At 62.9% G+C, this 12,651-nt stretch carries 11 protein-coding genes; all 11 read right to left on the bottom strand.

The genetic code is table 11. The annotated features are described in order from the left end of the window. Positions 1-3: 3 nt before the first annotated feature. Positions 4-1,221: an LCP family protein gene (locus H8K20_RS02855; RefSeq protein WP_186487422.1), complete on the bottom strand. Its 1,218-nt coding sequence runs from the start codon at positions 1,219-1,221 to the stop codon at positions 4-6. Between the two features lie 2 nt (positions 1,222-1,223). Next, complete coding sequence (gene yqeK, locus H8K20_RS02850) at positions 1,224-1,826, bottom strand: bis(5'-nucleosyl)-tetraphosphatase (symmetrical) YqeK (protein WP_164998296.1); 603 nt, start codon at positions 1,824-1,826, stop codon at positions 1,224-1,226. Continuing rightward, positions 1,823-2,437 (bottom strand): nicotinate (nicotinamide) nucleotide adenylyltransferase, encoded by a 615-nt coding sequence (nadD, locus tag H8K20_RS02845; RefSeq protein ID WP_186487421.1) that lies wholly within the window; start codon positions 2,435-2,437, stop codon positions 1,823-1,825. Before nadD ends, yqeK begins: the two co-directional genes overlap by 4 nt. Before the next feature lie 69 nt (positions 2,438-2,506). Next, positions 2,507-2,803: a YhbY family RNA-binding protein gene (locus H8K20_RS02840; RefSeq protein WP_105205840.1), complete on the bottom strand. Its 297-nt coding sequence runs from the start codon at positions 2,801-2,803 to the stop codon at positions 2,507-2,509. Between the two features lie 2 nt (positions 2,804-2,805). Further along, positions 2,806-3,402 carry an XTP/dITP diphosphatase gene (locus H8K20_RS02835; RefSeq protein ID WP_186487420.1) on the bottom strand — a complete coding sequence of 199 codons (597 nt, stop codon included), beginning with the start codon at positions 3,400-3,402 and terminating at the stop codon, positions 2,806-2,808. A 548-nt stretch (positions 3,403-3,950) separates the two neighbouring features. Further along, a complete protein-coding gene (ftsY, locus tag H8K20_RS02830; protein WP_105205842.1) occupies positions 3,951-4,865 on the bottom strand; it encodes a signal recognition particle-docking protein FtsY in 915 nt (304 codons plus the stop codon). Between the two features lie 75 nt (positions 4,866-4,940). Beyond that, positions 4,941-8,507, bottom strand: a complete 3,567-nt coding sequence (gene smc, locus H8K20_RS02825) for a chromosome segregation protein SMC (protein WP_186487419.1) — start codon at positions 8,505-8,507, stop codon at positions 4,941-4,943. A 4-nt stretch (positions 8,508-8,511) separates the two neighbouring features. Further along, entirely contained in the window at positions 8,512-9,510 is a 999-nt protein-coding gene (locus tag H8K20_RS02820) for a radical SAM protein (protein ID WP_186487418.1), read from the bottom strand. Next, positions 9,507-10,187, bottom strand: coding sequence for a ribonuclease III (gene rnc / locus H8K20_RS02815; protein ID WP_105205845.1), 681 nt, complete (start codon positions 10,185-10,187; stop codon positions 9,507-9,509). Before rnc ends, H8K20_RS02820 begins: the two co-directional genes overlap by 4 nt. 25 nt (positions 10,188-10,212) lie before the next feature. Continuing rightward, entirely contained in the window at positions 10,213-11,241 is a 1,029-nt protein-coding gene (gene plsX / locus H8K20_RS02810; protein ID WP_186487417.1) for a phosphate acyltransferase PlsX, read from the bottom strand. A 56-nt stretch (positions 11,242-11,297) separates the two neighbouring features. Then, complete coding sequence (trmFO, locus tag H8K20_RS02805) at positions 11,298-12,617, bottom strand: methylenetetrahydrofolate--tRNA-(uracil(54)-C(5))-methyltransferase (FADH(2)-oxidizing) TrmFO (protein ID WP_105205847.1); 1,320 nt, start codon at positions 12,615-12,617, stop codon at positions 11,298-11,300. Positions 12,618-12,651 lie beyond the last annotated feature (34 nt).

Genomic DNA, 12,651 nt, shown 5'->3' with positions numbered 1-12,651 from the left:
GCTCTACTCCTCGCCGGTATCGGAGCCGGTGCCGGAGCTGTCTTCTCCGCTGCCGTCACCGGTGCCGCTGGTGGTATCTTCTCTATCGCTGAGACTGTCTTTGCCGGGGGTGTGGCCGTCCAGCAGGTCTTGGATAGAGTTGCCGTTTTGGTCGTAGTAGTCGTACTCGTGGCTGACCTCTATGACATTTAGATTCTCGGCCAGCACGTCGTCGGTGTGGGGCCTGAATTTCTGGTTGAGCAGGTCGGCCAGCTCGTCTTTGTGGATGCCGTAGATAGACAGCCCATCGTCGGAATAGGTGGGCTCGCCGGGGACCATATACATCTCGACCTTGGCCAGGTCGAGCTTAGAGGCCTCCTGGGCATAAGCCAGGATATCGGCCATGGTGAGGTCGGTCTCGACCTTGTCGTAGCAGAGCTTGACTAACTTGATCATCTGGCTGCTGTTGAGGGTGGTGAGCTCCTCCATGGCCGCCGAGATAAACAGCCGCTGGGCCTTGACGCGGCCGATATCGCCCTCGGCATAGCCGTCGCGCCAGCGCACGAACCACTCGGCCTGCTGGCCGGTGAGCTTCTGCTGGCCGGCGGGGATGATCTTGCCCTCGGGCGCACAGTAGTCGATCTGGTAGGGGACGTTCATATCGATGCCGCCTATGGCGTCGATGGCCTCGCGGAAAGTCTCCATGGTGATGGTGACGTAGTGGTCGATGGGCAGGGCAAACTGGTCGTTGAGCAGGCCCACCAGATTTTTGATCTTCTCTTTCTGGTTGTCGCCGTGGGCGTAGACGGCGTTCACCTTGCCGGAGGGGTAGTCGCTGCCGATATAGGTGTCGCGGGGGACCTGCAGAATGGTGGCCTCGCTCTTCTCGAAATTGAAGTTGACGATCATGATGACGTCGGTGAGCTCGTTTTCGGTGTGCTCGGCCGCCGGGTCGGAGTCGTTATCGATGCCGCAGACCAGGATGTTCACCGACTTGTCCTGGATCTTTTTGGGGCTGGAGTACTCGGTGATGTCGGCGCCGCCGAACAGGTTGGTGTGCAGCAGCGCATAGCCCACCCCGCACAGCAGGATGACCACCGCCAGCACGCTGGACAGGATGATGGTGAGCCGCTTTTTCTTGTTGACCGGCTTTTTTACGCGCAGGCGCTTACTGTTACCAGCCGGGCCGCGGCCGCGCTGATCGCCGCCACCGTTGCTATTGTTGTTGGGTCTATTTGCCAAAATCAATCATCTCCCAGAAGTTGGTAGTAGTTATAGGCCGAGACCGTGTCCTCGTAAATGGGCTTTTGCTCTTTGGCCAGGTAGAGGATATTGTTTCTTAAAGCGGCGGCCATGCCGCGGTTTAAACTGGCAAAGCACAGTTTTCGCAGCTTGTCCACCCCGTGAAAATCGCGGTCCAGCCCCACCATGTCCGCTAAAAATACCACCTTTTCGGCCCCGGTCATGGCCGGGCGGCCGGTGGTATGGTAGTACACAGCGTCTAGTATCTCCCGATCGGCAATGCCCAATTCCTTTTGGGCGTAAGCGCTGGCGGCCGGGCCGTGTAAGAGAGCCCGGGTACAGACGACTTTTTGCTGATACGGCAGGCGAATATGCTCTATTATAGCAAAACCCCGGCACCAATGCAATAATTCGGGCAGCGGGGACTCTTTCATCAGGTCGTGCAGCAGCGCCGCCGCCTGACAGCGCCAGATATCTGCCCCGTGGGTGCGCGCCAGGTCCACCGCCATTTTTTCTACCGCCAGCACGTGGCGAAAGCGCTTTTTCGAGAGCCGCTCTTTGGCCAGCTGGCGCAGGGCGGCGAGATCGATATCGGTACCAGTCAAACAGATGCCCCCTGTCTGTAGAGGTGATGGGTATTTATGTAGCTTGCCACCGCCGGGTCGAGATAGGCGCCGACGGCGGCCCCGGCGGCCAGGCTCTGCCGCAGCGCGCTGGAGGAGATCTCCACCGGCGGAAAGTCAAACAGCAGGATCTCTCCCCCCGCCTGTGCGGTCAGCTCGTCGGCAAAGGCCTGCAGGCCCGCCCGGTCCGCGGCGTTGCGGGCGGCGGCGCAAAAAGTGGCCAGCCCCAGCAGCTCCTGCCAGCGGTGCCACTTTTTAAAGTAGTAGAGCATGTCGCTGCCCAGCAGAAAGTAGAACTTTTCGCCGGGGTAGAGCGCGCGCAGCTGCACCAGCGTGTCGTAGGTGTAGCTCTTGCCGGTGCGGGCGAGCTCTATATCCGACACCTGGGCCGGCACGCCCCAGTCGCACAGGGCGGCCATGGCCAGCCGGTCGGCGGCGCTGGCCCCGCCGGTAGCCTGCCGCTTGTGCGGCGGGATGTTGGTGGGGATGATGAGACACCGCCCGAGCCCCAGCTGACTGCACACCGCCGACACCAGTTTGGTGTGGCCTTTGTGGGGCGGGTCGAAAGTGCCGCCGAACACCGCCATAGACATTGCCGTCACCTGCCTTTTAAGAGCTTTTTTTGCACCGGCGGCGCTTCGCCGCCGGTGTGCCGGAAGCAGCTACTTGAGCAGCTCCTGGTACTTGCTGTCTTTTTTCTTGCCGCGGAAGAGCACAAAGCGGGTGCCGATGACCTGCACCACCTCGGCGCCGGTGTACTCGGCCAGCTCGGCGGCCGCCTCCTTGGCGGTATAGAGGCTGTTTTCCAGTACCCGCATCTTGATGAGCTCGCGGGCGGCCAAAGCGTCTTTTACCTGGGTGACTACTGCGTCGTCCAGCCCGCCTTTGCCCACCTGCAGGATGGTGTCGAGGGAATTGGCAGCGGCCCGCAGACGGGCCCTCTGTTTGCTGCTGAGCATAATTATCTCTCCTTTAGATATTGCTGTAATAGGGGTGCAAAGTCGGCCAGCGCCTTACCCCGGTGGCTGATAGCATCCTTTTCATCCGACCCGATGCTGGCGAAGGTCTTGTCCTCCCCCACGTAAAACAGCGGGTCGTAGCCAAAGCCGCTGTCGCCTTTGGGCGCCAGACCGATGACCCCCGGACACTCGCCGCGGGTGTGAAAGCTGCGGCCGTCGGGGAACACGCAGGTGATGACGCTGACAAATTTGGCCCCGCGCTCTTCAGCCGGTACGCCCTCCAGCGCCGCCAGCAGCTTTTGGTTGTTCTTCTCGTCGGTGGCCCCCTCGCCGCTGTAGCGGGCCGAGTACACCCCCGGCGCCCCGCCCAGCGCATCCACCGCCAGACCGGAGTCGTCGGCAATAGCCGGCTGGCCGCTCAGGTCGCAGATGGCTTTGGCCTTGATAAAGGAATTTTCTTCAAAAGTGGTGCCGGTCTCCTCGATCTCGGTCTCGATGTCGGCCTCTTTTAAAGAGACCGCCTCGATACCGTAGCTGTCGAGAATGCGGCGGAACTCCTTGAGCTTTTTTTGATTGTTGGTGGCGATGATAAAGCGCATGGTCGCTCTCCTTTGTGCAGGCAGACGGGGCCTTGGCAGGCCTTGGGAAAATGTTAATAAATTGTAAATTCGGACTTAAAACAGGAAATCAGGCGGCAAATAGCACCCCTTTGGGCTGACCTGCCTTACGACGACATTGTAAAGTGACGACACGGTGCGAGCCGGCAACGCCGGGAGCCACAAAGCCACATATCGGCGGCTAGGCAGTAGCGTGGTAGGAAATGAAAGCTAACTTCTTAACGAAACCGCAGCAGCTCAACCTGGTGCGAGCCGGCAGCGCCGGGAGCCACAAAACAATATATCGGCGATTGGCCCCGGCACCTCCCGTTTGGCACGACCGGCGTTTTGATAAGACCATTTAGATTTCATCGGCCGGACGGCCGATACCTTCCACCGCCTAAAAATTGCGGCCCGGCCGTGATTTTGGGGCGGTGCCAGAGGATTGCAAAGAGGAGGATAACAGAGCAAGGCGAGCGCAGCGAGTCCGCAGCGATTGGCATCCGCCTTTTGAACGCAGTCACTACCGTTTTCCGCTCTAACCGCAGTCGCTACTGTTCTTCGCTAAACAGCGCCTCGATAAACTCTCTGGCGTCAAACGGCTGCAGGTCGTCGACCTGCTCGCCCACGCCGATATAGCGCACCGGCAGGCCCAGCTGATCTTTGATGGCCACCACCACCCCGCCTTTGGCGGTGCCGTCGAGCTTGGTGAGCACGATGCCGGTGAGGTCGGTGACTTCCATAAACTGTTTGGCCTGGTTGACGCCGTTTTGGCCGGTGGTGGCGTCGAGCACCAAAAAGGTCTCTTTTTTGCAGCCGGCCGCCTCGCGGTCGATGACCCGGCCGATCTTCTCGAGCTCGGCCATGAGGTTTTTCTTGTTGTGCAGCCGGCCGGCAGTGTCGCAGATGAGCACATCGGCGCCGCGGGCCTTGGCCGCCTGCACCGCGTCGAACACCACCGCCGCCGGGTCGGAGCCCTCCTGGTGGGCGATAACGTCGCACCCGGCGCGTTGGCCCCACACCTGCAGCTGATCGATGGCCGCGGCGCGGAACGTATCGGCTGCCGCCAGCAGCACCTTGTTTCCCTTACCGCGCAGGTCGGCGGCTATTTTGCCGATGGTGGTGGTTTTGCCCACCCCGTTTACCCCGATGACGAGCAGGATGGTGGGCTTGGTGGGCAGCTGCAGGGCGGTGTCGCCGGCCAGTATCTCGTACAGTGCGTCTTTCAGGTAGCTCTTGACCTGGGCGGGGTCGGTGACCCGGTCGCGCTTGATGGCCGCGCGCAGGTTCTCGACCACCTTGAGGGCGGTATCGACCCCCACGTCGGCCATGATGAGGGTCTCCTCAATCTCCTCGAACAGCTCCTCGTCGATCTTGGTAAAGCTGGCGGCGATGCCGCTGATGGCCCCGGCAAAAGAATCGCGGGTCTTTTTAAGTCCCTGCTTGAGTTTTTCAAAAAAGCCCAACTTGCTGCCTCCTCTTTCTGATCCGTGTAGTCGGTGTGCTGCCGGCCGCGGCCGGCGGGGCCTTACGGCCCATCTCTATTTGTATTCGGAGCCGATCTCGCTGACATCCAGCTTGAGCAGCTTCGACACCCCTTTTTCCTGCATAGTGACGCCGTAGAGCACGTCGGATTCCTCCATGGTGCCGCGGCGGTGGGTGATGAGGATGAACTGGGTGCGGTCGTTCATGGTGCGCAGGTAGCTGGCGTATTTGGCGACGTTGACGTCGTCTAGAGCGGCCTCGATCTCGTCGAGGATGCAAAACGGCGACGGGTGCACGGTGAGGATGGCAAAGTAGATGGCGATGGCCACAAAGGCCTGCTCGCCGCCGGAGAGCGCCTGCAGGCTCTTGACCAGCTTGCCCGGGGGCGAGACCTGGATCTCGATGCCCGACTCCAGCACGTTGTCCGGCTCGGTGAGCACCAGACCGGCGCTGCCGCCGCCGAACAGGTCGACAAAGATGCGGGAGAAGTTGTCGCCTATTTTTTTGAAGTTGTCCGAGAAGATGGCGATCATCTCTTTGGTGAGCGAGCCGATCATCTGGCGCAGTTTCTCTTTGCTCTCCTGCACGTCGGTCATCTGGCCGGTCATAAAGTCGTAGCGCTCTTTTTCGGCCCGGTACTCCTCGATGGCCTCCACGTTGACCGCGCCCAGCGCGCGCATCTTGGCCTTTAGGCTGGCCAGCTGGCGGTTTTGCTCCCGCTCGTCGGTGACCGGGCGGGCCTCCTCTTCGGCCTGGGAGCGGCTGAGCTCGTACTGGTCGTACAAGTCGGCGATGATCTGGTCGTACTGCTGCTGCATGGTGCGGCCCCGCTCTTCCAGGCGGGCCAGCTCCCGCGCCAGCTCCTCTTTTTGGGTCTGCAGCTGGCGCTGGTGCTGGCGGTCGGCGGTCTCTTTTTGCTCCAGCGCCTGCCGGGCCTCCACCTGGGCCTGTATATCCAGCCTGCACTGCTCCACCGAGGCCTGCAGGCCATTATTCTGCCCGACCAGGGCCTGCGCCTGCTCCTCCAGCTCGCCCAGCTGCGCCTCGGCGCTCTCTATCTGCTGCTGCAGCTGCTCTTTTTGGCGGCCGCCGGCCAGTTTCTGCTCGCTTAAAGCCACCATCTCCTGGCCGGCCACCAGAATGTCTTTTTGCAGGCCGGAGATCTGTACTTTCAGCTCGGTGATCTCGTCGATGATCTGCTGGCGGCGGTCGGTATAGGCCTTGGCCTCTCCCGACAGACTAGCCAGCTTTTCGTCGAGCTCGTCGTGCAGCTGTCTGGTCTCGTGCTGCTGGGCGCCGAGCTCGCTGATCTCGCTCTCGAGCTGCTGCCGGTAGGCGGCGGCGCGGTCACCGTCGTCCTTTATGGACGCCAGCTGGCGGTCGGCCGTCTGCAGGTACTGCTCGATCTTGGCCAGTTCTCCCTCACAGCGGATCTTGTCCTGGGTGAAGGTGATCTTTTCGCTGCCGGCGCCGTCGACGATAGCGGTGAGCTTGGCCACCTCTTCGCCCAGCGCTTTCTCCTCGGCGGCTTTTTGGCGGTAGCTCTCGGCCGTCTGCTGCAGCCTTTGGCTGAGCTTGTCCAGCTCGCTCTGGCGGGAAAACACCCCGGCGGACTTAGACAGGTGGCCGCCGGTAAAGCTGCCGCCGGCGTTGACCACCTGTCCGTCGAGGGTGACGATGCGAAAGCGGTAGCCAAAGCGCTTGGCCATCGCCGCCGCGGCGTCCAGATCCTCGGCCACCACCGTTTTGCCCAGAATATTCTGGGCGATGGGGGCGATATCTGCCTCGCAGCGCACCAGCGCGCTGGCTATGCCCACAAAGCCGTCTGCCTCCTCGACGCCCCGCTCGTTTAAGCTGCGGGGGCGGATGGTGGTCTGGGGCAAAAAGGTGGCCCGGCCGCCCCGGGTCTCTTTTAAAAAGCGGATACCGGCCTTGGCGGCGGCCTCGTCGGTGCAGACGATGTGCTGGGCGGCGCCGCCCAGCGCCACCTCGATGGCGGTGGCGTACTGGCTGTCGACCGAGAGCAGCTGCGCCACCGGGCCCAAAATGCCCCGCAGCTTGCCCTCTTTGGCGGCCATGCTCACCTTTTTTACGCTGTAGGCAAAGCCCTCCATATTGTCTTTTAAGTCGCGCAGCACTTTGATCTTGTTTTGCATATCGGTGCCGGCGGCGCGCAGCTCGGCCAGCTCCTGCACCAGCTTTTGGTGCTTATCGCTGCGGCTGCGCAGTTTCATGGCGTAGCCCTCGCCGGCGTTTTGGGCCGACTGCAGCGCCTCTTCGGTCTCGGTCAGCTGGCGGCGCACCTGCTCGAGCTCCTCGACGGCCAGCTGGCGGTCTTTTTGCAGCTGCTCGCGGTTTTTTTGCAGCTGCTCGAGCTGGCTGGCACTGCGGGCGCGGTTGTCCTCGGCCGCGTGCAGTTTCACCCTGTACTCCCCCAGCTGCAGCGCGTACTGGGAGAGCTGGTCGGCCATCTGCTGGATCTCGGACTGCACGGTGGCGTTGTCGCTCATGAGCGCCTGCAGCGCCTGCTCCTTTTTTGCCACCTGCTGCTCGCGCTCGGCGGCCATCTGCCGGCTCTTCTCGATGAGCGCCTGCTGGTCGGCGATCTGGCGGTCTTTCTGGGCGCTCTGCACGCCGATATCCCCCATCTGCGCCCGGTAGCGCTCGATGCTCTCGGCCACGTGCTTTTTCTCGTTTTGCAACACCAGCGCGCTGGCCTCGTTTTGACTCATCTGCTCGCGAATGGCGGCGATCTGCCCGTTGATATCGTCGATCCGGCGGCTGATGGCCCCCTTTTGCATAAAGGCATCCTCGGCGGCCCGGTCGATCTGCGCGATCTCGCCGTCGAGCCGCTGCAGGTCGTTTTGACAGATGAGCAGCTTGTCCTCCTGCTGGCGCAGCAGCTGGCGGGATTTGTTCAGAGTATGCACCCACAGCGATATCTCGATCTGGCGGCGGCGGGCGGCCAGATTCAGGTACTCGCTGGCCTTTTCGCTCTGGCGGTGCAGCGGCTCTAAGCGCGACTCGATCTCGTCGACGATATCCTGCAACCGGGTGAGATTCTCCTCGGCCCGGGCCAGTTTGCGCTCGGCCTCGGTCTTTTTGTAGCGGTATTTGGCGATGCCGGCGGCCTCCTCGAAGATCTCGCGGCGCTCGTCGCTCTTGGCGGCCACGATCTCGGCGATGCGGCCCTGGCCGATAATGGAGTAGCCATCTTTGCCCAGGCCGGTGTCCATAAACATCTCGTGGATGTCTTTTAGGCGAACCATGGCGCCGTTTATGCGGTACTCACTCTCGCCGGAGCGGTACAGCTTGCGGGTGACGGTGACCTCCGGCGCCTGGATGCCGGCCAGCTCGCCCTCCTGGTTGTCGATGACCAGCGACACCTGGGCAAAGCCCATAGCTCCCCGCTGCTGGGTGCCGCCGAAGATGACGTCCTGCATCTTGCTGCTGCGCAGGCTTTTGGTGGACTGCTCGCCCAGCACCCAGCGCATGGCGTCGGAGATGTTTGATTTGCCCGAGCCGTTGGGGCCCACTACCGCCGTAAGACCCCGCTCAAAGGTGAGCCGGGTCTTGTCGGGAAACGATTTAAAGCCGTATATCTCCAGTGCTTTTAAAAACAAGCTGTCACGTCCTTACGAGTTTGAGGGTAAAGGGGGGCACGCCGGGGTCGGGCACCGGGCGCAGCTGCCAGCCCTGTGCGGCAAAAAAGGCGCGGTTTTGCCCCCCGTGGCCGCACAGCCTGGATATCTGCGACGGGTGCACCGCCACCACCACCCGGCCCGGCGGCACGTCTTTTAGAGCGCGCCCCAGCGCGCGGGCGTAGATGCGGCTCTCGCAGAGCTCGCGAAAAGCCGGGTGCCAAGGGCCGGCGACCATGCCGCTGAGCAGCCCTTCGTCCCGGTGCAGGCCCACGCGGATGACCGGTATGTGCCGGGCGTAAAACAGCTGTAGCAGCTGCGACACCTGCTCCACCGCCTGCTCGAGACTGGGGGGCAGGTAGTCGCCGCGGCGGTACAGGTCGCACAGGGCGGTGCCCGCCATGACGATGGTGGGGTAAACGCGCACCGTATCTGGCTCTATTTTACAAAAACTCTGTGCGGTTTGCAAATCCTTTTGCGCGCTGCTGCCGTAAAGGCCGGTCATCATCTGTAGCCCCAGCTGCAGGCCCGCCTTTTTGATGGTGGCACTGGCCTTTTTTACCTGGGCGGCGGTGTGGCCGCGGCGGTTTTTTGCCAGCACCTCGTCGTCCATACACTGGGCCCCCAGCTCGATGGCGGTGACTCCCCGCTCTTTGAGGTGGCGGCAGAGGGACTCGTCGAGACAGTCGGGCCGGGTAGAGATGCGGATGCCGGTAAAGGCGCCGCTCTGCAAAAAGGGCTGGGCGGCGTCTAGCAGCTGCTCGCGGTAGAGCGGGTCGATGGCGGTGAAGCTGCCGCCGAAAAAGGCGATCTCACAGCTGCGGTCGGGCCTACCAGCCTGCCCGGAGGCGGCCTGCAGCAGCGCGCCCACCTGTGCGGGGGACGGGGCGCTCTGGTGGCCGGAGATGGACCGCTGGTTGCAAAAGGAGCACTGCTGCGGGCAGCCCAGGTGGGGGATGAACACGGCGACGTTGCCGTGTTTCACACCTCGTACCCCATAAGGCGCAGCGCCTCTTTGGCGGCGTTTTGCTCGGCCACCTTTTTGCTGCGGCCGGTGGCGGTGGAGAACACGTTGGAATTGAGGTGCACCTGTACGGTGAACACCTTGGCGTGGTCGGGGCCCTCCTCGCCGGCCAGCACGTACTGCAGCTGCTCCTCGGGGTTTTGCTGCACGATCTCCTGCAGCTGGGTCTTGTAGTCGACAAAGGGCTTGTACTGCCGGTTGTTGATGAGGCTGCCCATGTTGCGCAGGATAAAGGCGGAGGCCGCCTCCATGCCGCCGTCGAGATAGATGGCGGCGATGACCGCCTCGAAGGCGTCGGCCAGAATAGAGGGCCGGTCGCGGCCGCCGGACAGGTCCTCGCCCCGGCCCAGGTAGAGGAAATTGCCCAGGTGGATGGCCCGGGCCAGATCGCACAGCGACTTCTCGCACACCAGAGTGGCGCGGATGCGGGTGAGCTCCCCCTCGGGCAGGTCCTGCAGGTTTTTGAAGATGTAGTCGGACACCACGATCGAAAGCACCGCGTCGCCCAAAAATTCCAGCCGCTCGTTGTAGGGCACCTTGCCGCCCCGCTCGTTGGCAAACGACGAGTGGGTCAGGGCGGTGTGCAGCAGGTCGCGGTCTTTAAAGCTGTAGTGCAGGCTCTTTTCTAAACTCTCCATGTCTTTTTATTCACTTCTCCCCGTGCTACTGTTCTTGGGCGCCGGCGCGCTGTTTTAATTGGCTGTTGAGCTGCGTCATAGCCTGTTCGGTGGTCTCGACCACTCGGTTCTCCACCATGGATACCGCCTGGCGGATGGCGTTTTGGAAGGCCTCGGCGTCGGAGCTGCCGTGGGCCTTGATGACCGGTCTCATGAGGCCCAGCAGCGGTGCGCCGCCGGACTTTTTGTAGTCGAGCTTTTGCTTAAAGCTCTTTAGGCTGCCCGACAAGGTGAGCGCCCCCATCTTGGTGAGCAGGTTTTTAAACAGCACCTGCTTGAGCTCGCCGACGAACATTTTGGCCAGCCCCTCGGTGAGCTTGAGCATGACGTTGCCGGTAAAGCCGTCGCAGACCACCACGTCGGCACAGCCCAGCGGCACATCGCGCACCTCGGCGTTGCCGATAAAGTTTATGGGCGCGTCTTTGAGCAGCGCCAGCGCCTGGCGCTGCAGGTCGGTGCCTTTGTGCTCCTCGGTGCCGATGTTGGCAATGCCCACCCGGGGCTCTTTGACCCCCACGATCTTCTCCATATAGGCGCTGCCCATCACCGCGAACTGGGCCAGCATCTCGGGCCGGCAGTCGGCGTTGGCGCCCACATCCAAAAGCAGGTAGTTGCCGGTGGCGCTGGGGATGAGGGCGGTCAGCGCCGCCCGCTTGACCCCCTTGATGCGCTTGACGATCATGGTGGCGCCCACCACCAGCGCGCCGGTGTTGCCGCCGGAGACGAAGGCGTCGCCTTCCCCCTGATGTAAAAGGCGCAGCCCCTCGGCCATAGAGCAGTCGCTCAGGCGCTTGAGCACGTCGGTAGGCTCGTCTTCCATGGTGATGGCGGTGGGGGCGTGGTGCAGGTCGATGCCATCCAGCGAAACCCCCAGCTGGCCGGCCCGGTGGGCGATGGCCTCACTGTCGCCCACCAGCGTGAGCTCGATGGGGTACTGGTCTTTGGCCAGTCTGGCGGCCTTGATGGCCTCGTCTGGGGTGTTGTCGCCGCCGTAGGCGTCAAAGAGTATGCGCATAGGTCAAAACCCTCTCTTTCTAAACGAAAAGCAGTGGCCGGCCGGTAGGCCCGGGCTCACCACCCATTTTGGTACAGATAGCGGTGCAGGCTGTCAAGCGCCTTTTGGGCCAGCGCCAGGTAGCGCTCCTTTTTGCCCTTTATGCGCTCTGCCAGCGGCGGCAGCACGCCCATATTGCTGCCCATGGGCTGAAAGTCGCTGGTGTAGGGGTCGCTGATATAGCCCACCAGCGCCCCCAGCATGGTGTCGCGGGGCAGAGTGAGGAGCGGCTGCCCGGCGGCCAGCCGGGCGGCGTTTTGCCCGGCCAAAATGCCGCCGGCAGCGCTCTCGATATAGCCCTCGGTGCCGGTGATCTGCCCGGCAAAAAACACCTTGGGATACGCGCGCAGGTTTAGGGTGGGCCCGAGCAGCTTGGGGGCGTTTAAAAAGGTGTTGCGGTGCATGACCCCATAGCGCATAAAGCGGGCGCTCTGCAGGCCGGGGATCAGCGAGAACACCCGCTTTTGCTCGCCGAACTTTAAGTTGGTCTGAAAGCCCACCAGGTTGTAGAGGGTGCCGGCGCGGTTTTCTTTGCGCAGCTGCACCACCGCCCAGGGGCGGTGGCCGGTGGCCGGGTCGCGCAGGCCCACCGGTTTTAGGGGGCCAAAGCGCAGCGTGTCGGGGCCGCGGGCAGCCATCACCTCTACCGGCATACAGCCCTCGTATACCTGGCGGCCGTCAAAGTCGTGCTGGGGGGCGCGCTCGGCGGTGAGCAGCGCCTGCACAAAGGCCTCGTACTCGGGCTTATTCATGGGGCAGTTCAGGTAGTCGGCGTCGCCCCGGCCGTAGCGGGCGGCGGCAAACACCCGGCTGTAGTCTAAGCTGTCGGCGGCCACGATGGGGGCCGCGGCGTCGAAAAAGCTGAGGTACTCCTCCCCCAGCAGCGCCCCGATAGCCGCCGACAGCCGGTCGCTGGTCAGCGGGCCGGTGGCCACCACCGTGATCTCGTCGGGGTCGATGGAGGTGACCTCCTCTTCCCGCACGGTGATGTATGGGTGCGCGCGCACCCGGCGGGTGATGTAGTCGGAAAACTGTTCTCTGTCCACCGCCAGCGCGCCGCCGGCGGGCACCTGGGTGGCCCGGGCGGCCTGACAGACCACCGAGCCGAACTGGCGCATCTCCTCTTTGAGCAGGCCGGCGGCGCTCTCCAGCCGGTCGGCCTTGAGCGAGTTGGAGCAGACCAGCTCGGCAAAGCCGGGGTAGTGGTGGGCGGGGCTATACTGGGCCGGTTTTTGCTCGTACAGCGCGACGGGGATGCCGCGGCCGGCGATCTGCAGCGCCGCCTCGCACCCGGCCAGCCCGGCGCCGATCACTTTTACAGTAGATTTTGGTGACATGGTCCTCCTGCCGATACTCGGGTCGCTTCAGTGG

Origin of the sequence: Neobittarella massiliensis (ex Bilen et al. 2018) (assembly GCF_014269355.1) — a bacterium.
Classification (GTDB): domain Bacteria; phylum Bacillota; class Clostridia; order Oscillospirales; family Ruminococcaceae; genus Neobittarella; species Neobittarella massiliensis.
The sequence above is the reverse complement of the archived record's forward strand: the minus strand, read 5'-3'. Positions and strand labels throughout refer to the sequence as shown.

What these genes read in the sequence shown, in the direction of transcription:
- nadD (WP_186487421.1), bottom strand. Translation starts at nt 2,437, where the DNA reads ATGTCTATGGCGGTGTTCGGCGGCACTTTCGACCCGCCCCACAAAGGC.
- H8K20_RS02840 (WP_105205840.1), bottom strand. Translation starts at nt 2,803, where the DNA reads ATGCTCAGCAGCAAACAGAGGGCCCGTCTGCGGGCCGCTGCCAATTCC.
- H8K20_RS02835 (WP_186487420.1), bottom strand. Translation starts at nt 3,402, where the DNA reads ATGCGCTTTATCATCGCCACCAACAATCAAAAAAAGCTCAAGGAGTTC.
- rnc (WP_105205845.1), bottom strand. Translation starts at nt 10,187, where the DNA reads ATGGAGAGTTTAGAAAAGAGCCTGCACTACAGCTTTAAAGACCGCGAC.
- plsX (WP_186487417.1), bottom strand. Translation starts at nt 11,241, where the DNA reads ATGCGCATACTCTTTGACGCCTACGGCGGCGACAACACCCCAGACGAG.
- trmFO (WP_105205847.1), bottom strand. Translation starts at nt 12,617, where the DNA reads ATGTCACCAAAATCTACTGTAAAAGTGATCGGCGCCGGGCTGGCCGGG.